This is a genomic window from Kitasatospora sp. NBC_00070 (genome assembly GCF_045041205.1).
GTDB lineage: Bacteria > Actinomycetota > Actinomycetes > Streptomycetales > Streptomycetaceae > Kitasatospora.
On the sequence record NZ_CP108247.1, the window covers coordinates 1,112,615 to 1,137,690 of the forward strand.

Annotated in this window: 24 protein-coding genes; 10 read left to right on the forward strand and 14 right to left on the reverse strand. The window is 73.2% G+C overall.

From position 1 onward, the window contains the following. Positions 1 to 46: 46 nt before the first annotated feature. From OHV05_RS05195 to OHV05_RS05235, 9 genes are all read right to left on the reverse strand, one after another. Complete coding sequence (locus OHV05_RS05195; protein ID WP_405016566.1) at positions 47 to 907, reverse strand: amino acid ABC transporter permease; 861 nt, start codon at positions 905 to 907, stop codon at positions 47 to 49. After that, the gene (locus tag OHV05_RS05200; protein WP_403042217.1) at positions 904 to 1,548 is read right to left on the reverse strand and encodes an amino acid ABC transporter permease; all 645 of its coding nucleotides are present in this window, start codon (positions 1,546 to 1,548) and stop codon (positions 904 to 906) included. Before OHV05_RS05200 ends, OHV05_RS05195 begins: the two co-directional genes overlap by 4 nt. 13 nt (positions 1,549 to 1,561) lie before the next feature. Further along, on the reverse strand, positions 1,562 to 2,464 hold the full coding sequence (locus OHV05_RS05205) for a glutamate ABC transporter substrate-binding protein (protein ID WP_405016567.1): 903 nt from the start codon (positions 2,462 to 2,464) through the stop codon (positions 1,562 to 1,564). A 9-nt stretch (positions 2,465 to 2,473) separates the two neighbouring features. Further along, positions 2,474 to 3,202, reverse strand: a complete 729-nt coding sequence (locus tag OHV05_RS05210) for an amino acid ABC transporter ATP-binding protein (RefSeq protein ID WP_405021391.1) — start codon at positions 3,200 to 3,202, stop codon at positions 2,474 to 2,476. Positions 3,203 to 3,225: 23 nt separating this feature from the next. After that, positions 3,226 to 3,483, reverse strand: a complete 258-nt coding sequence (locus tag OHV05_RS05215) for a lipopolysaccharide assembly protein LapA domain-containing protein (RefSeq protein WP_403042221.1) — start codon at positions 3,481 to 3,483, stop codon at positions 3,226 to 3,228. An 86-nt stretch (positions 3,484 to 3,569) separates the two neighbouring features. Beyond that, on the reverse strand, positions 3,570 to 4,823 hold the full coding sequence (locus OHV05_RS05220) for an MFS transporter (protein ID WP_405016568.1): 1,254 nt from the start codon (positions 4,821 to 4,823) through the stop codon (positions 3,570 to 3,572). A gap of 1 nt (position 4,824) precedes the next feature. Then, on the reverse strand, positions 4,825 to 6,537 hold the full coding sequence (locus OHV05_RS05225) for a condensation domain-containing protein (RefSeq protein WP_405016569.1): 1,713 nt from the start codon (positions 6,535 to 6,537) through the stop codon (positions 4,825 to 4,827). Between the two features lie 59 nt (positions 6,538 to 6,596). After that, positions 6,597 to 7,907: a DUF6271 family protein gene (locus tag OHV05_RS05230; RefSeq protein ID WP_405016570.1), complete on the reverse strand. Its 1,311-nt coding sequence runs from the start codon at positions 7,905 to 7,907 to the stop codon at positions 6,597 to 6,599. Further along, positions 7,889 to 8,980, reverse strand: a complete 1,092-nt coding sequence (locus tag OHV05_RS05235; protein ID WP_405021392.1) for a phytanoyl-CoA dioxygenase family protein — start codon at positions 8,978 to 8,980, stop codon at positions 7,889 to 7,891. The genes OHV05_RS05230 and OHV05_RS05235 overlap by 19 nt, the downstream gene beginning before the upstream one ends. A gap of 429 nt (positions 8,981 to 9,409) precedes the next feature. Between OHV05_RS05235 and OHV05_RS05240 the strand changes: the two genes are divergently transcribed. From OHV05_RS05240 to OHV05_RS05250, 3 genes are read left to right on the forward strand one after another with little or no spacing between them, the layout of a single operon-like run. Next, positions 9,410 to 10,267, forward strand: a complete 858-nt coding sequence (locus OHV05_RS05240; RefSeq protein WP_405016571.1) for an aminoacyl--tRNA ligase-related protein — start codon at positions 9,410 to 9,412, stop codon at positions 10,265 to 10,267. A 37-nt stretch (positions 10,268 to 10,304) separates the two neighbouring features. Next, positions 10,305 to 10,565, forward strand: a complete 261-nt coding sequence (locus tag OHV05_RS05245; RefSeq protein WP_405016572.1) for an acyl carrier protein — start codon at positions 10,305 to 10,307, stop codon at positions 10,563 to 10,565. Next, positions 10,558 to 11,181, forward strand: coding sequence for a 4'-phosphopantetheinyl transferase family protein (locus OHV05_RS05250; protein ID WP_405016573.1), 624 nt, complete (start codon positions 10,558 to 10,560; stop codon positions 11,179 to 11,181). Before OHV05_RS05245 ends, OHV05_RS05250 begins: the two co-directional genes overlap by 8 nt. A 7-nt stretch (positions 11,182 to 11,188) precedes the next feature. Here OHV05_RS05250 and OHV05_RS05255 read toward each other — a convergent pair whose 3' ends face one another. Both OHV05_RS05255 and OHV05_RS05260 read right to left on the reverse strand, forming a co-directional pair. Next, entirely contained in the window at positions 11,189 to 12,961 is a 1,773-nt protein-coding gene (locus tag OHV05_RS05255) for an ABC transporter ATP-binding protein (protein ID WP_405016574.1), read from the reverse strand. Next, the gene (locus OHV05_RS05260; protein WP_405016575.1) at positions 12,958 to 14,742 is read right to left on the reverse strand and encodes an ABC transporter transmembrane domain-containing protein; all 1,785 of its coding nucleotides are present in this window, start codon (positions 14,740 to 14,742) and stop codon (positions 12,958 to 12,960) included. The genes OHV05_RS05255 and OHV05_RS05260 overlap by 4 nt, the downstream gene beginning before the upstream one ends. A gap of 322 nt (positions 14,743 to 15,064) precedes the next feature. Here OHV05_RS05260 and OHV05_RS05265 point away from each other — a divergent pair, with 322 nt between their 5' ends. Next, entirely contained in the window at positions 15,065 to 15,919 is an 855-nt protein-coding gene (locus OHV05_RS05265) for an aldo/keto reductase (RefSeq protein WP_405016576.1), read from the forward strand. 125 nt (positions 15,920 to 16,044) lie between these two features. Here OHV05_RS05265 and OHV05_RS05270 read toward each other — a convergent pair whose 3' ends face one another. Beyond that, positions 16,045 to 16,869, reverse strand: a complete 825-nt coding sequence (locus OHV05_RS05270) for a MarR family winged helix-turn-helix transcriptional regulator (protein ID WP_350674895.1) — start codon at positions 16,867 to 16,869, stop codon at positions 16,045 to 16,047. Positions 16,870 to 17,336: 467 nt separating this feature from the next. Between OHV05_RS05270 and fabG the strand changes: the two genes are divergently transcribed. The 4 genes from fabG to OHV05_RS05290 all read left to right on the forward strand — a co-directional run bounded on the left by fabG (position 17,337) and on the right by OHV05_RS05290 (position 22,149). Beyond that, positions 17,337 to 18,104 (forward strand): 3-oxoacyl-ACP reductase FabG, encoded by a 768-nt coding sequence (fabG, locus tag OHV05_RS05275; RefSeq protein WP_403042246.1) that lies wholly within the window; start codon positions 17,337 to 17,339, stop codon positions 18,102 to 18,104. 92 nt (positions 18,105 to 18,196) lie between these two features. After that, on the forward strand, positions 18,197 to 18,388 hold the full coding sequence (locus OHV05_RS05280) for a hypothetical protein (protein ID WP_403042249.1): 192 nt from the start codon (positions 18,197 to 18,199) through the stop codon (positions 18,386 to 18,388). 148 nt (positions 18,389 to 18,536) lie between these two features. After that, on the forward strand, positions 18,537 to 21,263 hold the full coding sequence (locus OHV05_RS05285; protein ID WP_405016577.1) for an NPCBM/NEW2 domain-containing protein: 2,727 nt from the start codon (positions 18,537 to 18,539) through the stop codon (positions 21,261 to 21,263). A 136-nt stretch (positions 21,264 to 21,399) separates the two neighbouring features. Further along, positions 21,400 to 22,149, forward strand: a complete 750-nt coding sequence (locus tag OHV05_RS05290) for a phosphatase PAP2 family protein (protein ID WP_405016578.1) — start codon at positions 21,400 to 21,402, stop codon at positions 22,147 to 22,149. Here OHV05_RS05290 and OHV05_RS05295 read toward each other — a convergent pair. Further along, positions 22,073 to 22,252 (reverse strand): I78 family peptidase inhibitor, encoded by a 180-nt coding sequence (locus OHV05_RS05295; protein ID WP_403042256.1) that lies wholly within the window; start codon positions 22,250 to 22,252, stop codon positions 22,073 to 22,075. The genes OHV05_RS05290 and OHV05_RS05295 overlap by 77 nt on opposite strands. A 63-nt stretch (positions 22,253 to 22,315) precedes the next feature. Here OHV05_RS05295 and OHV05_RS05300 point away from each other — a divergent pair, with 63 nt between their 5' ends. After that, on the forward strand, positions 22,316 to 22,591 hold the full coding sequence (locus OHV05_RS05300) for a DUF6343 family protein (RefSeq protein WP_405016579.1): 276 nt from the start codon (positions 22,316 to 22,318) through the stop codon (positions 22,589 to 22,591). Between the two features lies 1 nt (position 22,592). Here OHV05_RS05300 and OHV05_RS05305 read toward each other — a convergent pair whose 3' ends face one another. Next, positions 22,593 to 24,089 carry an aldehyde dehydrogenase (NADP(+)) gene (locus OHV05_RS05305; protein WP_405021393.1) on the reverse strand — a complete coding sequence of 499 codons (1,497 nt, stop codon included), beginning with the start codon at positions 24,087 to 24,089 and terminating at the stop codon, positions 22,593 to 22,595. A 162-nt stretch (positions 24,090 to 24,251) separates the two neighbouring features. Here OHV05_RS05305 and OHV05_RS05310 point away from each other — a divergent pair, with 162 nt between their 5' ends. Continuing rightward, a complete protein-coding gene (locus tag OHV05_RS05310) occupies positions 24,252 to 25,034 on the forward strand; it encodes an IclR family transcriptional regulator (protein ID WP_405016580.1) in 783 nt (260 codons plus the stop codon). Positions 25,035 to 25,076: the final 42 nt, after the last annotated feature.

The following is a 25,076-nucleotide window of genomic DNA, read 5'->3' on the forward strand; positions in this document are numbered from 1 at the left end:
AGCACAACTTGGGGTCCGGGAGCGGTGGTTCGCCGGATCGAATGGATCACCGCGCCTCGGGTGGCAGCCCCATCGCCACCCCGGCCTTCGCGATCGGTGCCCCGCCCTTGATCTTCGGGCTGCGGCGGCCGCGCTGCTCGACCCAGCGGGCCAGCCAGGAGAGCAGCAGACACATCCCGATGTAGACCGGTGCGATCACCATGACCACCGGGATGAACGGCAGGTCGTAGTCCAGGTTGGTGGCGATCAGCTTGCCCGCGTGCAGGAACTCCTCGTAGGTGATCAGGAAGCCGAGCGAGGTGTCCTTGAGCGCCACCACCAGCTGGCTGATGATGCTCGGCAGCATCGCCCGGTTGGCCTGCGGCACCAGCACGTACGCCATCACCTGGGTCTTCCGCAGCCCCAGCGCGAAGGCCGCCTCGCGCTGCCCCTTGGGCACCGCCAGCACCCCGGCCCGGAACACCTCGGCCAGCACCGAGCCGTTGTACAGGGTCAGCCCGGCGACCAGCGCCCAGAGCGGCTGCACCTGCATCGCGACGAAGATGAAGAAGATCATCACCAGCAGCGGCATGGCCCGGAAGAACTCCACCACCAGGGTGGCGAACCAGCGCACCACCCGGTGGTCGGAGAGCCGCCCGGCCGCGAACAGCGCCCCGAACGGCAGCGCCAGCACGGCCGTCAGCGCGAACGCCTTGAGCGTGTTGCCCAGGCCGCGCAGCAGCAGCTCCTGGATGCCCCGGTACTCGAACGGCATCCACTTCTGGTAGGTGAACTGGTCGGTGTCGAACAGCTTCCAGACCACCCAGCCGACCACCGCCGCCAGCGCCACGGTGGTCAGGACGCCGTACAGCAGGTGCCGCGCGGCCGCCTTCGGGCCGGGGACGTCGTACAGCGCGGAGGCACTCACCGGGACACCGCCAGTCGTCGTTCCATCAGGTTGAAGACCGCGCTGATCGCCAGCGTGATCACCAGGTAGCCGGCCGCGATCCAGAGGAAGGTCCAGATGATGCTGTAGCCCAGCTCGCTCAGCGTCCGGTAGGTGCCGAGCAGCTCCACCACGCTGAACGAGCCCGCGATCGCGGTGTTCTTCGCCAGCGCGATCATCACGCTCCCCATCGGTGCCACCACCGAGCGGAACGCCTGCGGCAGCACCACCAGGTTGAGGGTCTGACCGAACGTCATGCCCAGGCTGCGGGCCGCCTCGCCCTGCCCGACCGGCACCGTGTTGATGCCGGAGCGGAGCACCTCGCAGACGAAGGCCGAGGTGTAGCAGCCGAGGGCGATCACCGCGAAGGTGAAGAACGGCAGCGAGACGCCGAACCGCGGCAGTCCGAGCAGCACCGCGAAGAACAGCAGGGTCAGCGGGGTGTTCCGGAGCACCGTCACCCAGGCGGTGCCCACCGTGCGCAGCGGCTTCACCGGGGAGACCCGGAAGCTCGCCGTCAGCACCCCGAGCAGCAGCGCGAGCACGGCGCTCACGCCGGTCAGCTCCAGGGTGCCGAGGAATCCCTCCCAGAAGGTGGAGAGGTTGTCGGTCAGGACCTTCACGCGGCCTCCGCTCTCAGTACCGGTCGATCGGCGGCGGGGTGGGCGCGGGCACCCCGGACAGGCCGAGGGTGGCGTCGTAGGCGGCCTTCCAGTCGCCGTTCTGCTCGTGCCGCAGCAGCGCGTCGTCGATCGCGTTGCGCAGCACCGGGTCGCTGCGCGGCGTCCCGATCCCGTACGGCTCCTGGGAGAACGGCTGCCCGGTCAGCTTCAGCTCGTCCGGGGCCTTCGCCGCGTAGCCCATCAGGATCGTGTCGTCGGTGGTCACCGCGTCCACCTGACCCGTGATCAGGTTGTCCACGCAGGCCGAGTAGGTGTCGTAGCCGACCAGGTCGGCCTTCGGGTAGTCGCGCTGGATCCGCTGGTACGGCGTGGAACCGGCGGCCGAGCAGACCTTCTTGCCGGCCAGGTCCGCCGGCCCGTCGATGCCCTTCTCCTGGGCCCGGATCAGCAGGCTCTGCCCGGCGATGTAGTACGGGCCCGCGAAGCCGACCAGCTTCTTCCGGTTGTCGTTGATCGTGTAGGTGCCGACGTAGTAGTCCACCTGGCCGTTCTGCAGCGCGGTCTCGCGGTTGGCCGAGGCGATGGTGCGGAACTGGATCTGCCCGGGCGCGAAGCCGAGGTCGGCGCCGACCATCTTGGCGATCTCGATGTCGAAGCCGGAGTACGTGCCGTCCGCCGGGTTCTTCTGCCCCAGGTACGGCTGGTCCTCCTTGGCCCCGACCACCAGGTGCCCCCGGCTGCGGGCGGCCGCCAGGGTCGGCGAGCCCTGCCCGGCGTCGCTGCTGCCGACCTGGTAGCTGGGCAGGGCACTGGCCTGCGGCCCCTTGGGCGGCGGGGTGCCGGGCTTGCCGCAGGCGGCCAGCGCCAGCAGCAGGACGGCGGTGAGGACCGGACGCTTGAGGATCGGACGCTGCACGACGCCCCCTCAGTGCTTCAGGATCTTGGAGAGGAAGTCCTTGGCCCGGTCGGTCTCCGGAGCGCCGAAGAAGTCCTCCGGGACGCGGTCCTCGAGGATCTGACCGTCCGCCATGAACACCACCCGGTTGGCCGCCGAGCGGGCGAAGCCCATCTCGTGGGTGACCACCACCATGGTCATCCCCTCGTGCGCGAGGCCGCGCATCACATCCAGCACCTCGTTGATCATCTCCGGATCGAGCGCCGAGGTCGGCTCGTCGAAGAGCAGCGCCTTCGGGTCCATCGCCAGTGCCCGGGCGATCGCCACCCGCTGCTGCTGCCCGCCGGAGAGCTGGGCCGGGTACTTGGCGGCCTGCTCGGCCAGCCCGACCCGGTCCAGCAGCGCGTGCGCCTTGGCCTCCGCCTCGGCCTTGCCGCGCTTGCGGACCTTGATCTGGGCCAGCATCACGTTCTGCAGCACCGTCTTGTGCGCGAACAGGTTGAAGGACTGGAACACCATGCCGACCTCGGCCCGCAGCTGTGCGAGGCCCTTGCCCTCCTCGGGCAGCGGCACGCCGTCGATGGTGATCCGGCCGGTCTCGATCTGCTCCAGCCGGTTGATCGCCCGGCAGAGGGTGGACTTGCCGGAGCCGGACGGACCGATCACCACCACCACCTCGCCCCGGCCGACCGTGAGGTCGATGTCCCTGAGCACGTGGAGCTCGCCGAAGTGCTTGTTCACCCCGCTGAGTTCGATCAGCGGGGTGAAGCCTGCGGGGGCGGTCACCTGCTCCGTCGGCCCTTCAGCAGCCAGCCGAGCGCGGCACCGGCCAGCAGGGTGGCCAGCAGGGCGATCCAGAGCGGCGCGCTGACCGTGAACACCCAGAACTGGATCTTCACCTTGTTCAGGTTGGCCAGCAGGAACCAGACCGCGAGCACCACGATCGCGCCGATCGCGATCGCGCGGGTGGGGATGCCCGCGATCTCGCTCCGCTTGCCGCCCCCGGAGGGAGTTGAGGAACCGCCAGAAGTCTTGGTCACCCCCGGAGTCTGCGCCGCCTCCTCACCGGCGCCCCGGACCCCCGCCGCCCGGCCGGCGAAACCCACCCGAATGGTCCCCCGCCCGGTCAGGCGTCGGCGGCGGCCTCCGGTGCCCGGCCCAGGGCGCGGACGGCGGGCACGCCGAGCATCACCCCGATGCACACGATGCCGACCGCCGCCGAGAACAGCAGCACGTGGTCGGCACCGAACCGGTCGGCCGCCGGCCCCGCCAGCGCCCGGCCGAGCGGGATCACCATGATGGAGCCGGCCACGTCGTACGCGGAGACCCGGCTCAGCACCGCCAGCGGGATGTGCGACTGCACGCTGGTGGCCCACATGACGCCCCAGAAGGCGAAGCCGCAGCCGGCCAGCACACCGGTGAAGGCGGTCAGCGCGAAGTTCCAGCCGAGCGCCGGGGCCAGCGGGTTGAGGGAGAAGAAGAACATCGCGCAGGCACCCGCGACCAGCGGCCGGCGGGGCCGGACCCGCATCCCGAGCAGGCCGCCGACGATGGTGCCCGCGCCGTCGGCGGAGGCGATCCAGCCGTACCCGCTGGCCCCGTGCTGCTCGGTCAGCAGCGCCGCGCCGAGCGGCAGGGCCGGGCCGAAGACGAACAGACCGTAGACCGCCCAGACCGCGATGACCCCCCACAGCCAGGACCGGGAGCGGAACTCCTGCCAGCCGGTGACCAGCCGGCGCGACATCGACTCCTCGCTCCGCTCCGGGGCGGTGCCGAGCTTGCGCAGCGGCGCCAGGCCGAAGGCACTGCACGCGTAGGCCAGCGCGATGACCACGAACGAGCCCGCCACGTCCCAGTAGGCCACCAGCAGGCCGGCCAGGCCGGGGCCGAGCAGGGTGCAGATCGCCTCGGAGATCCGCAGCAGCGCGTTGGCCCGCTGGATGTCCTCGGCGACCTGCGGGATCATGCTCGCCAGCCCGGGCTGGAACATCGCGGTCGCGGCACCGCTGAGCGCCAGCAGGGCCATCACGTGCCACAGCCGCACGTCGGTGCCGGCCAGCAGCCCCGCGAGCGCCAGCATCGCCACCATCCGCACCACGTCGGCGCCGACCATCATCACCTGCGGGGTGAACCGGTCCGCCAGCACGCCGCCGAACAGGACCAGCAGGACGATCGGGGCCATCCAGGCGGCCAGCGCGTAGCCCACGCCGCCCGCCCCGTACCCGGCGCCCAGCACGGCGGTGGTGAGCGAGACCATCAGCATGCCGTCGGCCAGCAGCGAGGTGCTGCGGGCGGTGAAGAACAGCCGGAAGCGGCCGGACCGCCACGGGCTGGGGAGCGCGACGGGCTCCCGCTCGACTCTCAGGTCGTCCATCGTCATGTCACATCGACCGTTCCCGGCCGTTCCCTTCGCTCAGAATCTGCTGCCGGAGCCAGTCGCTGGTCCGGTCCGCCGGGCTCGGCGGGTCCTGGACGATCACGTACCGGCGCGGAGCCAGTACCCCGGGGCGGCCGGGCAGGAGGTCCATCAGTGCGGCGTGCGCCTGCGCCGGGGTCAGCGCGGAGCCGCCGGCGGCGACGTAGGCGGTCAGGCCGCCGGTCTCGTCCGCCGCCGGGGCGACGTGCACCGGCAGGCCGCCGACCGCCTGCCGCAGGGCGTCCGCCACGGCGGGCGGCGAGACCCAACAGCCGTCCACCTGCTGCCAGTCGGGGCCGCGCTCGACCGGGCGCACCCCGGTGACCTCGGTGAGCGAGGTGAACGGGACGTCCTCGGCGGCGGCCGCCTCCAGCAGTCGGACCAGCCCTTCGAGGAAGCCCTCCGCCTGCTCCCGGGGGAACAGCGCGGGGTCGGCCCACATGCCGAGGTGGAGCACCGGGTCGGTCCGGAAGACGAAAGCCAGGATGCGGGTCGGCAGGTCCTGGCCCTGGCTCCAACTGAGCTCCGGGTCCGGCCCGTCGGCCGTCCCGACGGCTGTCCCGGCCTGGGTCGACGGCAGCGTGCTGACGTCGTTGAAGACCACGTCGCGGGTGAACCGGCTGCCGCGCTCGTGGGTGGTCCGCCCGATCATCTCCCACAGCGCGAGCGAGTCGAACTGGCTGTGCCGGTAGGCGTTGAGCGCCGCGCCCCAGGCCCGGCGGAGCAGCGCGTCGAACGACGGCTCCCGGAGGTCGAGCGAGAGCAGCGCGTCCTGGGACACCGTGTTCACCGAGCGGGCCAGCCGGGGTGTGAACCTGTTCGAGGTCGGCACGGCGACCACGCAGGTGCGCTGGCCGGCCCGGTGGGCGACCAGCGCGCACCAGGCGGTCAGCAGCACGGTGGCCGGCAGGCTGCCGGTACGCTCCACCACCCGGGCCAGCGCCCGGGCGCCCCGCCGCGACCTGAGGGTGAGCTGCGGAGCCCGCACCTCGGCGCCGGTGGCGGCGGGTTCGGCGAACATCGCCTGCGGGCCGGTGCGGATGATCTGCTCCCAGTGAGCGAGCGAGGCCCGGGACTTCCGCAGCCCGGCCGGGGACGCCTCCTCGACCGCGAGGTCGATCGGCGTGAGCGCCGTCACCGGCGGCAGGCTCTCCCCGGCCAGCAGGGCCTGCCACTCCTCCCGCAGGACGGCCAGCGCGCTGCCGTCCGCCACCGCGTGGCTGGACACCACGACCGCGAAGGCCGGCGCGCCGGCCAGCGTGACCAGGGTGATCCGCAGCGGGAACTCCCGCTCCAGCACGAAGCGTTCGGCCCGGGCCAGGTCGGCCAGCGTGTCGGCGTACGGCGTCGTGGCGGCCGGGAGCTCGTCGTGGTCGAGCACGGTGACGGTGAACTCGCCCTCGGCCGCCACCATTTGCTCGGCCGGCACCGCCGCCGGGCCCGGCGGGAAGGTGGTGCGCAGCGCCTCGTGCCGGACCACCAGGGCCCGCAGGGCGTCGATCGCCGCGTCCAGACCGGCCCCGGCGGGCGCCGGCCAGACGTCGTGGATGTTGATCTGCGCCGGGTCGTCGCGCAGGATGCAGCGGATCATGTTGGCCTGACCCATCGTCACGGGGCCGCGGCGCTCCGCACCGCCCCGGTACGGGACGGTGACGGTGTGGGTGTTCGTCGGTCGCACGGAAGCTCGCTCACTCGGGTCGGGGTGGCCGGGCGGACCCCGGTCCGGGGCAGGAGGGTTCACCGCACGCCCGCGAGCCCCTCGCTCCGGCCGGCCAGGACCAGCGGCTCCCAGGCGTCGATCAGGACGGCGAACTCCGCCATGTCCTGCCGGGCCCGGTCGAGCAGCCGCTCGCGGCGGTCGGCGAAGCGGTCCGCCGCCGCGGCCCAGCGGCCGGCCAGCTTGCGGTAGCAGCGGTCGAGCACGTCGAGCTGTTCGGCGCCCGCCGCCCGGTCCAGCCCGGTGCTGTCCCGGACGAACCCGGCGACCACCGGGGCCAGTACCAGGCCCTCGGCGTCGAGCAGCGCCTCGCCGGCCTCGGCCAGCCGGGCGTACACCGCCTCGAAGTACCTGGTGGAGAGCAGGAACTTGGCGAACCGCTCCTGGTAGGCGAGGAAGCCGGCGTCGGAACGGCGTTCGCCGGTGTGGTAGTTGACGATGTGCCGGTTGTGCAGGACGCCGGGCAGGTGCGCGTCCTGCACCAGGTGCAGCAGGAAGTAGTCGCTGCCGATCGTGTCGGTGGCCGGTGGAAGCGGCACCCGGCCGTAGACCTCCCGGGCCAGGCCGAGGTTGCACATGTCCACCCGCGTCGGGCTGACGCTGGTGAGGATGGTCCGGTCGGCGGTGAACGGGGCGGTCCCGGCACCCCGGAAGGACTCCTCGATCAGGTTCCGGCGCCAGATCTCCGGGTAGCCGGCGGGCACCGAGAGGCCGATCACCTCCTGGTAGACGTCCGGATCGAGGGCGCGGATCTCCGCCACGTCCACCGACATCGCGCCGATGAAGGAGGCACCGACCAGGGCCACCCGCCGGTGCGCGTACCCGGGGTCGAGCCTGCTCCGGGAGACCAGGCCGGCCACCTCGGTGGCCGGCCTGCCCAGGGCGGTGAGTTCGGGGTGGATCGGGAACACCGGTGCCCCGTCCAGCTGCTGGTAGCGGCTGTCGGAGTCGCGGCGGTGGACCGACTCGCAGCCCAGCGCCTCCGCGATCAGGAAGGCCCGGTTGGTGCAGGCGCCGTACGAGACCCCGGCGGGCAGCATCAGGTCGAGCACCCGGTCCGGCCCGGCGACCCCGGAGCGGTCGATCGCCCACCGGAGGAAGTCGCGCTGCGCCTGCTCGTCCAGGTGGTGGACCACCACGCCGGGGGCCGGCGGCAGCGCGGCCACCGCCGCCCGGTGCTCGGCGAGCACCGGGGCGGCCGCGGAGTCCAGGATCAGCAGGTGCACCTCGACGCCGAACTCCCGCGCGCCGTAGGCGGCTTCCGCCGCGACCGCCGCGATGGTCCCGGCACAGGCCCGGTCGGTGGGCAGGGTCAGACAGACACGGCGCACGCCGGGGCTCCGCTCTGCCCGTCGGCCGGGGCGTCCCGGTCGGCCCACGAGGTGAGTCCGAGCAGGCGGCTGCCGAGCGGGTTCAGCTCGGCGGTGGGGTAGCGCTCCGACTCGGGCCGCACCGGGTCCCCGACCAGGGTGCGGTTCCAGCGCGGGGTGCGCAGGTTGCGCCAGGACTCGACCCGGGAGCGCCGCAGCTTCTCGTGCTCCTCCAGCGCGGGCATCATCGACAGGTACTGCACCGCGCGCACCTGGTCCGCCGAGGTGTTGCGCGCCACCCCGTGCGCCAGCAGGCCGTTCCAGATCAGCAGGTCGCCGGGGTGCAACTCGGGCCGGACCACCGGGAACTCGGCCCGGTCCACGTCGGGGCGGAGCGGGTCCCGGTCGGCCGGGCTGCCGACCCGCCACTCCTCGAACCGGCGGAACAGCTCGGGGTTGCACTGGAACCCGCCCGACTCCGGCCGGGTCTCGTTGAGCGCGATGATGCCCTGCACCCGCTGCGGCGGCACGCCGAGCGTGGTGTCGATGTCCCAGTGCAGCTCGATGTCGAAGCCCCGGTCGGTGGGCTCGATCAGCGCCCGGTCCCGGTTCCCGCGGTTCGGCGGGTTGAGGTTGAGCCGGTCCAGGGTGACCCACAGCTCCTCGCAGTCCCAGACGTCCACGAAGGCGTCGTAGACCCGCTGGGCCTGCCGGCTGTCCCAGAGCAGCTGGTGGTGGTACGCCTCCACGAAGCCGTAGACGTGCAGCTGCCGGTCCAGCTCGGAGCGGAACGGCCGGTCCTGGTGCCAGCTGTCCGGCCGCTCCGGGTCGAGGCCCTGGAAGTCCCAGGTGAAGTCCAGCAGTTCGCGCGCCGCAGCGGCCGGGATCGCCTCCCGCACGACGACGTATCCGTAGGTCTGCCAGTGCGCGAAGTCCGCCTCGGACAGCACCCGCAGCGGCCGGGACTTCTTCAGCTCGCGCAGGGTGGTCTGGGCCAGGTACGCCTCACCGTCCGCGCTGAAGTACGGCAGCTCGGACGCCGCCCGGTGCAGCCGGGGGCGGCGTGCGCGGTGGTTCGCGGCGGGTGTCGTCATCATCGGTCGCTCCAGAAGGGGAGTCGGGGAGGCGGTGCAGCGGTGGGCGGCCGACGGGAGCGGCGCGCGACGGCGCGGTTCGGTGCGGGGTGGCGCACTGCCCGGCAACATTGGTGTAGACCATAGGCGCACGTCAAGCCCGGTCCGAACCGGCCGGACGGGCAGCCCCGACTGCCCGAAAGACCTTACCGACAATGGCCGTTCGGTCGACAGATCTGGTCTAGACAATTCGCGATCAACTGGATTACGGTCGCCACACGCAGCCCTCGTCCTTGACGGAGCACCAGTCGGATCCGACGCTGCGCCGCGCGGTCGACGGCGGCCGTCTCCACGGACGTCCGGCCCCGCCGCGGTCGCACCGCCACGACTTCGCTCCGCTCGCCCGGCCGACGCCGTCACACCTGCCCACCCCAACAGGGAGCGGTTCCCATGAGCACATCCAGCATCGCGGCCCTGCCGGACGGCGGCCTGAAGGACGCCGGCCCCGGCCTGCTCACCCTCGACCCGGTCCGCACCGCCCTGCTGCACGGGCTGGAGGGCCTGATCACCGGCCTGGCCGCCCGACTCGCCGCCCCCGAGGTGATGGGACCACCGCTGCTCACCGCGGCGGGGCTCACCCGGCTCGACTACTTCCGCAACTTCCCCCATCTCGGTGTCTCGACCGGGCGGTTCGGCCCGGAGGCGCTGGACGGCCTGGCGGCCGGCCAGGCGCCCGGCGAGCTGGCGCTGCTGCCGACCGGCCACCTGCTGCCCTCCGCCACCTGCTACGGGTTGCTGCTCTCGCTGGAGGGCCGGGACGTCGGCGAGCACGGTCTGCGGCTCTCCGCGAGCGGCCGCTGCTTCCGCAACGAGACCCACTACGACGGCCTGCGCCGGCTGTGGGGCTTCCACATGCGCGAGGTGCTGTACCTCGGCACCAAGCAGGGCGCGGTGGAACACCTCGACCAGGGCGCCGAGTTCGTCCAGGAGTTGGCCGGCCGGCTGGGCCTGGAGCTGAACCGGGTGGTGGCCGACGACCCGTTCTACGACAAGGGCAGCTCCCGGGCCCGGCTGATGGCGCTCGACCCGGTCAAGCACGAGTTCGTCGCCACCGACGGCACCGCCATCGCCTCGGTCAACCGGCACCGGAACTTCTTCGGCGAGCGACTGGACATCCGCGCGGGCTCGCACGGCCCGGCCTACAGCGCCTGCGTCGCCTTCGGCCTGGAGCGCTGGGTGCACGCGATGATCCTCACCCACGGCAGCCCCGAGCAGGCGCTCGACCGGCTCCGGGACACCCGGAACTGAACCACCCGCCCAACCCCGCACCGACCGAGGAGTACCTGTGGAACGCATCGCCGCCTGGCTGCACGAGAAGAACCCCGGCCTGGACGGCCCGATCGAGACCGACGAGGACCTGATCGAGGCCCGCCTGATCGACTCGATGGACTTCCTGGAGTTCGTCGACCTGCTGGAGGACATCTCCGGCACCGGCATCGACCTCCAGGAGGTCACCATCGACGACTTCCGCACCCTCGACCGGGTGCGGCAGCGCTTCCTGAGCACCTCCGGCGCGGCCGCCGGTGGAGCCCCCGCGCGTGACTGACCGTCCGGCGCCGGCCCGGACGGCCCTCGCCGTGCTGGCCACCACCCGGGAGGTGCTGGACCGGCCGGACCTGACCGAGGGTCTGCTGGCGGACTGGGAGCTGCGGCGGCTGGCCCGGATCCGGCTGCCGGGCCGCCGCGACGACGTGCTGGCGGCCCGGCTGCTGCTGCGGCTGTGCGTCGCCCGGTACACCGGCCGGACGCCGGCCGAGTCGGCCCCGGCGCAGTTCTGCGCCGAGTGCGAGCGGCCCGGGCACGGCCGCCCCTATCTGCCGGGCCGCCCCGGGGTGGGCGTCAGCCTGAGCCACGCCGACGGGCTGGCCGCGGCCGCCGTCGGCCCCGGTGCGGTCGGCGTCGACGTGGAGCCGGCCGGCCGCCGCCCCGGCCCGCTCCGGGTGCTGCGCCGGATGCTGCCCGAGGCCGAACTGCGGGAGGCCGCCGCCCAGCCCGACCCCGGGGCCGCGCAGCTCCGGCTCTGGGTCCGCCGGGAGGCCCTGCTGAAGGCCGGTCAGGACGACGTCCGGCTACGGGAGTGGACGGACCGTCAGCGGGTCGCCGTGGCGGCGGTCGCCACCACCGCCCCGGTCACGGTCCTCACCCTCGGCGCGCCCTGCTGACGGTGGCTCAGTGCTCGTCCCGCCAGCTCCGCCAGAGCGCCGCGTACGGCCCGTCGGCGGTGACCAGCTCGTGGTGCGAGCCGTACTCGCTGATCCGGCCGCGCTCGACCACCGCGATGACGTCCGCGTCGTGCGCGGTGTGCAGGCGGTGCGCGATCGCGATCACCGTACGGCCGGCCAGCACCCGGGACAGCGAGCGCTCCAGGTGCCGCGCCGCGCGCGGGTCCAGCAGCGAGGTGGCCTCGTCCAGCACCAGGGTGTGCGGATCGGCCAGCACCAGCCGGGCCAGCGCGAGCTGCTGCGCCTGGGGCGGCGTCAGCGCCACCCCGCCCGAGCCGACCTCGGTGTCCAGACCGTCGGCCAGCAGGTCGGCCCACTCCCCCGCGTCCACCGCCAGCAGGGCGGCCCGCAGCTCGGTGTCGTCCGCCTCCGGCCTGGCCAGCCGCAGGTTGTCCCGCAGCGTGCCGACGAAGACGTGGTGCTCCTGGTTGACCAGCGCCACCTCGGCCCGGACCCGCTCGGCGGGCATCCGGGCCAGCGCGGTGCCGCCCAGCGTGACGGTGCCCCGGCCGGGAGCGTAGATGCCGGCCAGCAGCCGCCCGAGGGTGGACTTGCCCGCCCCCGAGGGACCGACCAGCGCGACCCGGCTGCCGGGCGCCACGTCCAGGCTGATGCCGTGCAGCACGTCGGCGCCCGCCCGGTAGCCGAACCGGACGTCGGTGGCCTCCACCCGGCGGCCGTCCGGGGTGGCGGACTCGTCCGTCTCCGGGTCCTCGACCTCCCGGACGCCGACCAGCCGGGCCAGCGAGGCCTGGCCGACCTGGAGCTCGTCGTACCAGCGCAGGATCAGGTCGACGGGGTGGGTGAGCGCCTGGGCGTACAGCACCCCGGCGGTCAGCTCACCGACCGTCAGCCGGCCCTGCACCGTGAACAGCCCGCCGAGCACCAGGGTGCCGATGATGACGATCGCGTACGTCGCCTCCACCGTCGGGAACCAGACCGAGCGCAGCCAGAGCGTGTACCGCTCCCAGGCCTGCCACTCGCCGATCTTGCGGTCCGTCAGCTCCACCCGGTCGGTGCCGAGCCGGAGCGTCTCGACCGTCCGGCCCGCGTCCACCGTCTCGGCCAGCACGGTGTTGACCGCCGCGTACCCGGCCGACTCGGCCCGGTAGGACTGCGGGGCCCGGCGGAAGTACCAGCGCGAGGTGGTCAGGATCAGCGGCAGCGCGACCACCACGGTGATCGCCAGCAGCGGCGAGGTCACCACCAGCGCGCCGAGCACCAGGACCAGCGAGACCAGGGCGACCGCGAGTTCGGGCACCGCCTCGCGGATCGACTTGGACAGCCGGTCGATGTCGGTGGTGCCGCGCGAGACCAGGTCGCCGGTGCCGGCCCGCTCCAGCACGCCCGGCGGCAGCGCCACCGAGCGGACCAGGAAGTCCTCCCGCAGGTCGGCCAGCACCTCCTCGCCGAGCACGCCGCCGCGCAGCCGGGACCAGCCGGTGAACGCGGACTGCACCAGCAGCGCGCCCAGGTACCAGCCGACCGTCGACAGCACCCTGCCCCGCGCGGTGCCCGCGCTCAGGTCCTCGACCAGCGAGCCGAGCACCCAGGGGCCGACCAGCCCGGCCAGCGTGGCCACGGTGTGCAGCCCCACCACGGTGCCGAAGCCCCCGAGGTGCCGACGGGCCAGCAGCCGGACGTACGCCCGCACGGTGGCGGGTGAGCCGACCGGCAGCATGGTCGCCGGGCCGCGTTCCTGAATGGTGGGCGGCTTCATACCTTCTCCTCGACGGCGACGGCGGCCTGGTCGTCCTCGCGGGTGACCACGGCCCGGTAGTGCGGGGCGGTGTGCAGGAGTTCGCGGTGGGTGCCGATGGCGGTGACCCGGCCGCCGTCGATCAGCACCACGGTGTCGGCCTGGTCGAGCAGCAGCGGGCTGGTGGCCAGCACCACCGTGGTCCGCTCGGCCCGGATGCCGCGCAGCGCGGCGGCGATCCGGGACTCGGTGTGCGCGTCCACCGCGCTGGTCGGCTCGTCCAGCACCAGCACCGGCGGGTCGGCCACCAGCACCCGGGCCAGCGCCAGCCGTTGCCGCTGGCCGCCGGAGAGCGACCGGCCGCGCTCGGTGATCAGCGCCCGCATCGGGTCGCCGTCGGCCTCCGGGGAGCCGTCGACCAGGGCGTCCAGCACGTCCTCGGCCTGCGCGGCGGCGATCGCCTCGGCCGGGGTGACCAGGCCGGAGGACGGGATCTCGAACAGCTCGGCCAGCGTGCCGGAGAGCAGCACCGGCTCCTTGTCGTGCACCAGCACCGCCGCCCTGGCCTCGGCCAGCGGTACGGCGTCCAGCTCGATCCCGCCCAACCGGACGGCGGGGGTCGGGAGTTCGCCTTCGGCCAGCGGGACGTGGCCGCCCAGCCGGGTGGCCAGCTCGTCGGCCGTGCCGGCGTCGGCGCAGACCACGGCGGTCAGCCGGCCGGCCCGGACGGTCAGCCCGGTGAGCGGGTCGTGCAGGTCGGAGCGGCCCGGGGCGGCCAGCGTGGCGGTCAGCCCGGACTCGTCGGCGGTGCGCCGCAGCGCGAGCACCCGGGTGGCCCGCCCGGCGGAGACCCGGGCGACGCTCCAGGCGTGCGCGGCCTCGCCGAGGATCCGCAGCGGGGCGGCCAGGAAGGCGGTCGCACCGTACACCGCGACCAGCTCGCCGACGCCGATCCGGCCGTCGGCGGCCAGCTCGACGCCGTACCAGGTGACCCCGACCACGAACAGGCCGGGCAGCAGCACCTGCTGAGCCTGCATCAGCGCCCAGACCCTGGCCGTCCGGACGGCGGCGCCGCGGACCAGCTGGGAGGCCCGCCGGTAGCGCTCCAGGAACAGCTCCTCGCCGCCGATGCCGCGCAGCACGCGCAGCCCGGCGACGGTGTCGGCGGCCAGCTCGGTGGCCTTGCCGCCGAGCGCGCGCTGCTCGCTGTAGCGGCGCTCGAACGGGCCGAGCAGCGGCAGGACGGAGACCGCCAGCACCGGGACGCCGAGCAGCACGGCGGCGCCCAGCAGCGGCTGCTGGACCAGCACCACCAGGCTGACGGCCAGCCAGACCAGCACGGCGGCGCGGACCCGGGCGACCAGCTCGACGTACCAGCCGATCTTCTCCACGTCGCCGCTGCTGACCGCGACGATCTCGCCGGTGGCGATCCGGCGGGACAGGCCGGCGCCGAGCGCGCTGGCCTGCCGGGCCACCAGTTGGCGGGTCTGGGCGGCGGAGGTGATCCAGTTCCACACCGCCTGACGGTGCAGCAGCACGCTGCCGGTGGCCTGGACGGCGGTGAGCAGCACGGCCAGCGCGCCGGCCTGCCACACGCCGCCGGTGCGGTGGTCGACGGCGGCCTGGATGCCGAGGCCGAGGGCCACCGGGAGGGCGGCCATCGCGCCCATCTCCACCACCCCCCAGAGGGTGGCCAGCCACTGGCCGCGGCGCTGGCTGCGCTGGAGCCAGCGCAGGAAGGCGAGCGGGGAGTCGAGATCGGGACGGCCGGGGTCGGCCATCGGCAGGGTGGTGAGCGGCATGACGCTCCGATGCGGGATGGTTCGGGCAGGGGCGCACGGCCCGGGCCCGGCCCGGCCCGGCCCGGATCACTGGCGGGCGGGGCGGGCGGGGCGGCGGAGGGGATACCGGGGGAATGTCCGTCACGACGTCATGGACATCGAGTGTGTTGGGGGTCACACCGCGACCGCAACAGGTTTTCCGGGCCGGCCGCACGTCAGGGTGGGCGTTGCCGCCCGGAGACGTCATTTCCGGTGAATTCCCGGCATCCGGGAACAACTGGTCAAGTCCACCAGTTGGTCCTGTGTCGGCAGCATTGGACGATCCGGAGGGCACCCCTTCCCCGTGAGCACCATCCCGAGCATCACCCTGAACAACGGCCGGACCATCCCGCAGCTCGGCTTCGGCGTCTGGCAGGTCGCCGACGACGAGGCGGCGACGGCGGTGGAGACGGCGATCAAGGCCGGCTACCGCAGCATCGACACCGCCGCGATCTACGAGAACGAGGCCGGCACCGGCAAGGCGATCGCGGCGGCCGGGGTCCCCCGCGAGGACCTGTACGTCACCACCAAGCTGTGGAACTCGGGCACCGTCGACTGGTCCGGGCAACAGGGCCAGGACGCGGTGCTGCGCGCGTTCGACGACTCGCTGGCCAAGCTCGGGCTCGAGTACGTCGACCTCTACCTGATCCACTGGCCGCGCCCGATGCACGGCAGCTTCGGCAACATCTGGACGGCCTTCGAGAAGCTGGCCGCCGACGGCCGCGCGAAGTCGGTCGGCGTCTCCAACTTCGGCCCGGTCCAGCTGGACGCGCTGGCCCAGCGGAGCGGGCTGGTGCCGGTGCTGAACCAGGTCGAGCTGCACCCGCACTTCCCGCAGCACGAGCTGCGCGCCCACCACGCGGAGCACGGCATCGCGACGGAGGCCTGGAGCCCGCTCGGCCAGGGCAAGGACCTGCTCACCGAGCCCGCGCTGGTGAAGATCGCCGAGAAGCACGGCCGGACGGTGGCCCAGGTGGTGCTGCGCTGGCACCTGCAGAGCGGGATCATCGCGATCCCGAAGTCGGTCACCCCGTCCCGGATCGTGGAGAACCTGGACGTCACCGGTTTCGAGCTGGACGCCGACGACCTGACCGCGATCGCGGCCCTGGAGACCGGCAAGCGCCTCGGCCCGGACCCGCAGTCCTTCGACTGGAGCTGACACCCGACATGCCGACGGCCGCCACCCCCTGCGGATGGGGTGGCGGCCGTCGGCCGTGCGGGTCCTGCCGGTGCGGCCGGAGCTGGCAAATCGTTCCTGCCAGGTCCATGGCACCTGGTGAATCGTTACAGCCGGGCCGCCTTCGCGAGCAGCGCCATCGCGGCGGCGTGCTCGTGCGGCTCCAGCGGAGCCAGCAGCAGTTCCTGCACCGCGCGCACTCCGGCGGAGGACCGGTGCAGCAGCTCCTGCCCGGCGGGCGAGAGCGAGAGCAGGTTGCGCCGCCCGTCCAGCGGGTCGCGGCGGCGGAGCACCAGACCGCGTCGGACCAGGCGGCTGACCATCTCCGCCATGGTGGCCTTGTCCAACGAGGCCAGCTCGCCGACCGTGCGCTGGTCGGCGCCCGGCTCGGCCTCCAGCGCGTCCAGCACCGCGTACTGAGGCGCCGTCAGATCGGAGCCGACCTGGTCGGACCAGAGCTTGGTGTGCACCTGCTGGCTGACCCGGATCAGATAGCCGACCGCGCGCTGGGCGTCCAGCAGCGGGCGGGCATCGGTCAGCGCGGCGACCGCCGCGGGCTCCAGCCGGGCGATCTTGGCCATCACCCGGACCAGTTCGAGCTGTTCGTCCGGGCTGAGCGGCTCGAAGAGCGTCCGCTGCACCCGGACGACTCCGCCGGTCGCCTCCCGGACCGCCTGGGCTCCGTTCTGCGAGAGGGCGAGCAGTTTGCGGCGACCGTCAGCAGGGTCGCGGCGACGTAGCACCAGGCCGCGCCGGACCAGCCGGGCAACCATTTCGGCCATCGTGGCCTTGTCGAGCGAGGCCCGTTCGCCGACGGTGCGCTGATCCGCTCCTGGTTCGAGCGCCAGCGCGAGCAGGACGGCGAACTGAGGCGCCGTCAACTCGTTGCCGACATGCTCGGACCAGAGGCGGGTGTGCACCTGCTGGGCCACGCGGATGAGGTGTCCGGGCGACTGCTGCAGCCGACCGGTCACGCGGGTCGTCGGGATCTCCCCCAGCACCATGAAATCCGTCCCGATGTCACACCCGGTGTGTGTGGGACACCCGGGCGGGGCAGTAACGGCGAGTGAGCGTCCCGCTGTGAGGGTAGGCGCGCCAGCCGTGCAGCCGGTGGCTGCTGGCGCACACTATACAAACGGTCGGCCCGTACCGGCAGGCGGGGGCCAATAGTAGATGTTTGTTCGGCGAAGTTGGCATATTTCCGCCGTATGTCGCGCTCACGTCCACTTGATCGGCACAACTGCCGCGCCTGGCCACCCTCACCCTCCGTCACCTGCGGCTCTGTCCTCTGGTCAGCATTCCTACCGGTCGGTAATCTGACCGCCGGAGCGGCCTCCCGAGCCCCTCGGGGTCAAGGTCACGGTTTCCTGTCACCCTCCTGAGAGAGACGAGTACGAACATGACCGAGCACAGCAGTTCACCTCGTGTCGCGGTGGTCACCGGCGCGGCTCGTGGTATCGGCGCGGCCACCGCGCTCCGGCTGGCCGCCGACGGTTACGCGGTGGCGGTGGTGGACCTGACCGAGAAGTCCGGTCAGGAGACCGTCGAGCTGATCACCGCGGCCGGCGGCCGGGCCCTGGCGGTCGGCGCGGACGTCTCGGACGCCGGGCAGGTGCAGGCCGCGGTGGACCGGATCGCCGCCGAGCTGGGCGCCCCGGTGGTGCTGGTCAACAACGCCGGGGTGTTGCGCGACAACCTGCTGTTCAAGATGTCCGAGTCGGACTGGGACACCGTGATGGACGTGCACCTCAAGGGCGCCTTCCTGATGACCAAGGCGTGCCAGAAGCACATGGTGGACGCCGGGTTCGGCCGGATCGTCAACCTGTCCTCCTCCTCCGCCCAGGGCAACCGCGGCCAGGCCAACTACTCCGCCGCCAAGGCCGGCCTGCAGGGCTTCACCAAGACCCTGGCGATCGAGCTCGGCAAGTTCGGCATCACCGCCAACGCGGTCGCCCCCGGCTTCATCGCCACCGAGATGACCGCCGCCACCGCGGCCCGGATCGGGATGGAGTTCGAGGCGTTCAAGGCCGCCGCCGCCACCCAGATCCCGGTCAACCGGGTGGGCACCCCGGAGGACATCGCCAACACCATCTCGTTCTTCGCGGGCGAGGCCGCCGGCTTCGTCTCCGGCCAGGTCGTCTACGTGGCCGGCGGGCCGCTCGACTGACCGGCCGCGGTCCGCTCGCGTCCACCGGCGGGCAGGCGCAGACTCGGGGTGCGGGTGCCCGCTGCGCACCCCGAGGACACGGGAGGCACGAGATGACCCAAGCGGACGACACGGATTCGCGGCCGACACCGGACCGGCTGTTGCACACCGGCGCCGAGCACCCGGTGGACCCGGAGGACCTGGTGATGGCCTCGGGTCGGACCCCCACCCCGAAGTTGCTCGACAAGGCGCGCAAACAGCTCGAAGTGGAAGGTGCGGCGGCGGTGGAGCGGCTGCTCCCCTGAGGCCCGCAGCGAACGACCGAGGAGTCAGGCCCCGTACGGCGTACGGGGCCTGACTGCTGTCCAGGTCACGACAGGGGGTGTGGTCAAGCGGGGCTCGGTGCGCTATACCTGCTCAGCAGTGCTCGTTCTTGCATGCGGAGGGGTTCTTATGCGCAGAACTTTGCAACACTGGCGAAGCCGGTCGGCTTCGCTCGGACTGGCCGCGGTGCTCTCGCTGGGCGGGGTGACGATCGCCCCCGGGCTGGCCCAGCCGGCCGCGGCGGTCAACGCCTCGGCCGGGGCGATCACCGCCTTCACCCCCGGCCCGGCCGGCGGCTACGCCATCTCGGCGGGTGCCGCCAGGGCCAGGGTCAGCTTCGTCGGCGACCAGGTGTTCCGGATCGAACTGGCGCCCACCGGCACCTTCGCCGACCCGACCGGCAGCGACATCGTGCTGCCGCAGGGCGCCCCGCCCACCACCAGCTGGCGGGACGCGGGCGACCGGTACGAGATGTCCACGGCCGCGGTCACCCTGCGGGCGTACAAGTCGGCGCTGCGGTTCGGCCTCTACCGGGCCGACGGCAGCAAAATCTGGGAGGAGACCAAGCCGCTCTCCTGGACCGACAAGGCCACCACCCAGACGCTCGGCCGGGGCGCCACCGAGCAGTACTTCGGCGCGGGCGAGCAGAACGGCTCCTTCTCACACCGTGGGAAGACCGTCGAGGTCGGCGTCGACTACAACTGGAACGAGGGCGGCCACCCGAACTCGGTCCCGTTCTACCTGTCCTCGGCCGGGTACGGCGTGTACCGCAACACCTACGCCCCCGGCAGCTACGCCTTCAACGACCCGGTGACCACCACCGAGCAGGAGGTCAGGTTCGACGCCTACTACTTCGCCGGACCGACCAGCAAGGACGTGATCGGGCAGTACACCACGCTGACCGGCAAGCCCTTCCTGCCGCCGATCTACGGCCTGGAGATGGGTGACTCGGACTGCTACCTGCACAACGCCAACCGGGGCGAGCGGCACACCCTGGACGCGTTGAAGATCGCCGACGACTACGTCGCCGACGACCTGCCGAACGGCTGGATGCTGGTCAACGACGGCTACGGCTGCGGCTACGAGAACCTGGCGCAGACCGCCCAGGGCCTCCAGCAGCGCAAGATGCAGCTCGGCCTGTGGACCGAGGACGGCCTGACCAAGCTCGCCGACCAGGTGAAGGCCGGCCAGCGGGTGGCCAAGCTGGACGTGGCCTGGGTCGGCTCCGGCTACAAGTTCGCCCTCGACGGCTGCAAGGCCGCCTACCAGGGCATCGAGGACAACAGCACCGCCCGCGGCTTCACCTGGGCGCCCGAGAGCTGGTCCGGTGCGCAGCGCTGCGGCGTGCAGTGGAGCGGCGACCAGTCCGGCAGCTGGGACTACATCAGGTGGCAGATCCCGACCTACGCGGGCGCCACCATGTCCGGCCTGGCGTACACCTCGGGTGACGTGGACGGGATCTACGGCGGCAGCGCCAAGACCTACGTCCGGGACCTGCAGTGGAAGTCCTTCCTGCCCGCCATCATGTCGATGGACGGCTGGGCGCCGAGCGACAAGCAGCCCTACCGCTACGGGGAGCCGTACACCTCGATCAACCGCAAGTACCTCAAGCTCAAGGAGTCGCTGCTCCCCTACATGTACAGCTACGCCGCCGAGGCGGCCCGGACCGGGGTCGGCGCGGTCCGGCCGCTGGCGCTGGAGTACCCGCAGGACCAGGTGGCGGCGACCGACGCGGCCAAGTACGAGTTCCTCAGCGGCCGGGACTTCCTGGTCGCGCCGGTCTACTCGGACACCACGGTGCGGGACGGCATCTACCTGCCGCAGGGGACCTGGGTGGACTACTGGTCCGGGCGGACCTACCAGGGCCCGACCACGGTGAACGGCTACAGCGCGCCGCTGGACACCCTGCCGCTGTTCGTCAGGGCCGGCGCCGTGGTGCCGATGTGGCCCGGCGTCAGCTCCTACCAGGACCGGACCGCCTCCTCGCCGCTGGCCTGGGACGTCTACCCGCAGGGGGTCAACTCCTTCTCGCTGTACGAGGACGACGGGGTGACCAAGGAGCACCGGCAGGGCCGGTCGGCGACCCAGACCGCCACGGTCACCGCGCCCGCCACCGGGGTCGGCCGGGCCACCGTGGACGTGTCGGCCAGCGTCGGCGCCTTCACCGGCAAGCAGACCACCCGGCCGTACCGGTTCAGCGTGCACAGCGTGAGCGCCCCGACCGCGGTCGCGCTCGGCGGGCGGGCCCTGCCCCGGTTCACCGACAAGGCCGCGTTCGACGCGGCGGCCGAGGGCTGGTTCTTCGACGCCGCCGACCGGGGTGGGGTGGCCCAGCTGAAGACCGCCACGCTGAGCACCGCGACCGCCTTCCAGCTCACCCTGGACGGCATCACCGCGCTCGGTGCCACCGCCGGCGGGCCGAGCTGGTCCTGGGCCGGCGACCTGCCGTTCGCCTCGCAGACCAACGGCTGGGGCCCCGCCGAGCGGGACCGCAGCAACGGCGAGCAGGGCGCGGCGGACGGCCGGACGCTGACCCTGAACGGGACCACTTTCGCCAAGGGCCTCGGCACCCACGCGGACTCCGACCTGGAGTTCGTGACCGGAGGCAATTGCACCTCGTTCAGCGCCACGGTCGGGATCGACGACGAGATCAACGGCTACGGCGACGTGACCTTCTCGGTGGTCGCCGACGGCGTCACGCTGTGGACCTCACCCACCCTGACCGGCAACTCGGCCCCGTTGCCGGTCACGGTCCCGCTCGGCAGCGCCGCCCGGGTGCACCTGAAGGTGAACACGGTCGGCACGAAAACGGGTGACCACGGGGACTGGGGGGCTGCTAAGTTCCTCTGCAGCTGATGTCTGTACAGGTTCTCTGACACCTCGTCAGACGCAGTCCGACGGCCGTTTCCGCAGGACCCCCACCCTGCGGAAGCGGCCGTCCTGCCGTTCCCGGCGCCCGGGCGGCGCCCGCCGGGCCGGTAGAGTCCGGTCGGTGCGCGCACCGACCCGACCCCGTCCGATGAGCCGTGGGCACGCGCTGTCGGTCGGCGCGGTCGGGCTGGTGTACCTGCTGGTGGTCCTGGCGGTCCTGTTCGACAGCCCGCTGGTGCAGCTGGACTGGACGCTCCGCCGGCTCCGCCCGGACCAGCGCTGGCCCGGGCTGCGGCCGCTGCTGGACGTCTGGATCGTGGTGGGGCAGCGCGGCCCGTCGGCGATCGCGGCCTGCGCCTGGCTCGGCTGGCGCTGCCACCGGCTGCGGACGGTGCGGCCGCTGCTGCTGCTGGGGACCGCCCTGCTGCTGCTCAACACCACGGTGGGCGCGGTGAAGATCCTCACCGGCCGACTCGGCCCGCACCACGCCCGGTACCCGGGCTCCCCCGAACTCTTCCTCGGCGGCACCGCCTTCCCGTCGGGGCACACCGCCAACGCCGTGGTCACCTGGGGTGCGCTGGCCTACCTGGCGGTCCGCTGGCGGCGGACCGGGGTGCTGCTCGGCGCGGCCACCGCGGTCACCGTCGGGCTGACCACGGTCTACCTGGGCACCCACTGGGTGTCGGACGTGCTCGCGGGCTGGGCGGCCGGTGCGCTGGTGTTGCTCGCGCTGCCGCTGGCCGAGCCGCTGGTCACCGCGGCCGACCGGCGGATCACCGCGCTCCGGCGGCCGGTCAGCCCTGCCAGCAGCGCTCGACCCGCCCGTCCCGGACGGCCAGGTTCAGCCGGTCCTCGCGGTACTCCATGGTGATCATCGCCTCCGGCGCCAGCACCCGGACCACCCGCCACCCGCGCTCGGCGGCCAGCCGCTCGGCCTCGGCCCCGGTCAGGCCGACGTACTCCTGCTCGTCCACTCCTGTTACCCCCTCGGTTCTCCGGGCATACCGTGGATGGTAGGGCCTGGAGGTGACCCGGCGATGCGTCCGACCAAGACACCTCGTACCTGGCAGAGCGGCACCGAGCCGATGACGGCGCGCAGCGACCTGAAGCTCCGCTTCCTGCTCTCGGTGCTCTTCACCCCGCTGTTCGCGCTCGGCACGGCCGGCTTCGGGTACTGGGCCGCGGTGGCCGACCCCGGCAGCTCGCCGAGCCCGGCCACCCTGACCGCCTTCGCCGTCGGCTGCGGTCTGCTGACCCTGTTCGCCCTGGTGGACCTGCTGGTGGTGGTGCGCCGACGGCGGACCGAGCTGTGAGTCAGCCGTTCACCCGTTGCGGCACGCCCAGCGGGTTGGCGTCGTGCAGCTCCGGCGGCAGCAGCTCCTCCGGGGTGTTCTGGTAGCTGACCGGCCGCAGCCAGCGCTCCACGGCGGTGGCGCCGACCGAGGTCGAGGTGCTGGTGCTGGCGGGGTAGGGGCCGCCGTGGTGCATGGCGGGGGTGACCGCGACACCGGTCGGCCAGCCGTCCACCACCAGGCGGCCGGCCAGCGGACGCAGCCGGTCCAGCAGGGCGGCCGCCTCGGGGCCGCGCTCGTCCGCCGCCAGCTGCACGGTGGCGGTCAGATTGCCGCTCAACTTGGCGAGGACGCCTTCGAGTTCGGCCGGGTCGGCATAGCGGACCAGCACCGTGACCGGGCCGAAGCACTCCTCCAGCAGCTCCTCGGTGAGGTCCGCCGCCGCGACCGCGAGCACACCGGGGGCGACCGCGAGCGGAGCGGAGTCGGCCGGCCCGGCGGCCAGCAGGGTCTGTACGCCCGGCTGGGCGGCCCGGTGTCGGACGCCCGTCAGGAACGCCTCCCGCATCCGGGGGTCGAGCAGCGGCCCGCCACCGGTCTTGGCGGCGGCCGCCACCACCTCCTGCTCCAGCTCGGCCGACCCGGCCGGGATCAGCACCAGCCCGGGCTTGACGCAGAACTGCCCGGAGCCCAGCGTGAACGAGGCCGCCAGGCCGCCGCCGATCTCGGCGGCCCGGGTGGCGGCGGCCCGCTCGGTCACCACCACCGGGTTGAGCGAGCCGAGTTCGCCGTGGAACGGGATCGGCCGGGGCCGGGCGGCCGCCACGTCGTGCAGCGCCCGCCCACCGCGCACCGAGCCGGTGAAGCCGACCGCCGCCACCAGCGGGTGCCGGACCAGCTCAGGGCCCGCCTCGAAGCCGTGCAACAGACCGAGCAGTCCGGCCGGCAGGCCGAGCCCGACCGCCGCCTCCCGGATCAGCCGGGCGGACAGCTCGCTGGTGGCCGGGTGGTCGGGGTGCGCCTTGACCACCACCGGGCAGCCTGCCGCCAGCGCGCTCGCGGTGTCGCCGCCGGGGACGCTGAAGGCGAGCGGGAAGTTGCTCGCGGCGAACACCGCGACCACCCCCAGCGGGACCTTCATCCGGCGCAGGTCGGGCCGGCCGAGCCCCGGATCGGCGTGGTCGATCGCCACGTCCAGGAAGCCGCCCTGCTGGACCTGGTCCGCGAAGGTGCGCAACTGGTAGGTGGTGCGGACGAGTTCACCGCTCAGCCGGTGCACCCCGAGCGCGGTCTCGGCATCGGCCGCCGCGATCACCTCGACGGCCGCGTCGGTCAGCCGGTCGGCCACCGCGCGCAACAGCGCGGCCCGGACCGCCCGGTCGGCCAGCGCGGGGGCGGCGGCCGCGGCGGCGCGCACCGCCAGGTCGACCTGCTCGGGGCCGGACTCGACCGCCACCTGCGGGCCGGGCTCGCCGGTCCTGGGGTCGGCGGTGTGGACGGGGCGACGGGGATCTGACAGCACTGCGCGGGCCTCCTCGGCCGGGCCACCGGTCGGGCGGCGCCCGCCGGAGCTGCGGCGCCCGGCCTCCCACGGCCCGGATCTGTTCAGTAGGCTGAACACCGTTCGGACGGTTGAACCTCGCGGAACGCTACGCCGCACGGCAGAAGGGGTCAAGCGCCCATGGACCCGACGCCCAACTCCGGCCCCGGCAACGGCTCCCAGGTCAAGTCGGCGGTCCGCACCGTCGCCCTGCTGGAGCACTTCGCCAGCCACCCGGGCCTGCACACCCTGGCCGAGCTGCAGGAGCGGACGGGCTACCCGAAGAGCAGCCTGTACATGCTGCTGCGGACCCTGGTCGAGCTCGGCTGGGTGGAGACCGACGGCACCGGCACCCGGTACGGGATCGGGGTGCGGGCGCTGCTGGTGGGCAGCTCGTACGTCGACGGCGACGAGGTGGTGGCGCTGGCCCGCCCCGCCCTGGACCGGCTGGCCGAGGACACCGGGGAGACCGTCCACCTGGCCCGGCTGGACGGCACCAGCGTGGTCTACCTGGCGACCCGTCAGTCCCGGCACAGCCTGCGGCCGTTCATCCGGATCGGCCGGCGGCTGCCCGCGTACTGCACCTCGCACGGCAAGGCGCTGCTGGCCACCCACCCGGACGAGCGGATCAGGCAGCTGCTGCCCGCCGAGCTGGCCCCGGTCACCGAGCACACCCACACCGACCGGGAGCTCCTGATCGCCGAGCTGCACGAGGTCCGCGAACGCGGATACGCGGTGGACCGCGAGGAGAACACCGTCGGGCTGCGCTGCTTCGGCCTCGCACTGCCCTACCGGACCCCGGCCCGGGACGCGGTGAGCGTCTCGGTGCCGGTGGCCCGGCTGACGCCGGGTCGGGAGGAGCAGATCCGGGAGGCCCTGCTCGACGCCGGGCACCGGCTGACGCTGGCCACCCGGCACCTCTGACGGACCGTGGGCGGGCGCGTCGCCGGGCACCCGCCCACGGCT

Coding starts and splice junctions, on each gene's coding strand:
- OHV05_RS05220 (WP_405016568.1), bottom strand. CDS start 4,823: ATGACGATGGACGACCTGAGAGTCGAGCGGGAGCCCGTCGCGCTCCCC.
- OHV05_RS05235 (WP_405021392.1), bottom strand. CDS start 8,980: ATGACGACACCCGCCGCGAACCACCGCGCACGCCGCCCCCGGCTGCAC.
- OHV05_RS05240 (WP_405016571.1), top strand. CDS start 9,410: ATGAGCACATCCAGCATCGCGGCCCTGCCGGACGGCGGCCTGAAGGAC.
- OHV05_RS05255 (WP_405016574.1), bottom strand. CDS start 12,961: ATGAAGCCGCCCACCATTCAGGAACGCGGCCCGGCGACCATGCTGCCG.
- OHV05_RS05260 (WP_405016575.1), bottom strand. CDS start 14,742: ATGCCGCTCACCACCCTGCCGATGGCCGACCCCGGCCGTCCCGATCTC.
- fabG (WP_403042246.1), top strand. CDS start 17,337: ATGACCGAGCACAGCAGTTCACCTCGTGTCGCGGTGGTCACCGGCGCG.
- OHV05_RS05280 (WP_403042249.1), top strand. CDS start 18,197: ATGACCCAAGCGGACGACACGGATTCGCGGCCGACACCGGACCGGCTG.
- OHV05_RS05285 (WP_405016577.1), top strand. CDS start 18,537: ATGCGCAGAACTTTGCAACACTGGCGAAGCCGGTCGGCTTCGCTCGGA.
- OHV05_RS05300 (WP_405016579.1), top strand. CDS start 22,316: ATGCGTCCGACCAAGACACCTCGTACCTGGCAGAGCGGCACCGAGCCG.
- OHV05_RS05310 (WP_405016580.1), top strand. CDS start 24,252: ATGGACCCGACGCCCAACTCCGGCCCCGGCAACGGCTCCCAGGTCAAG.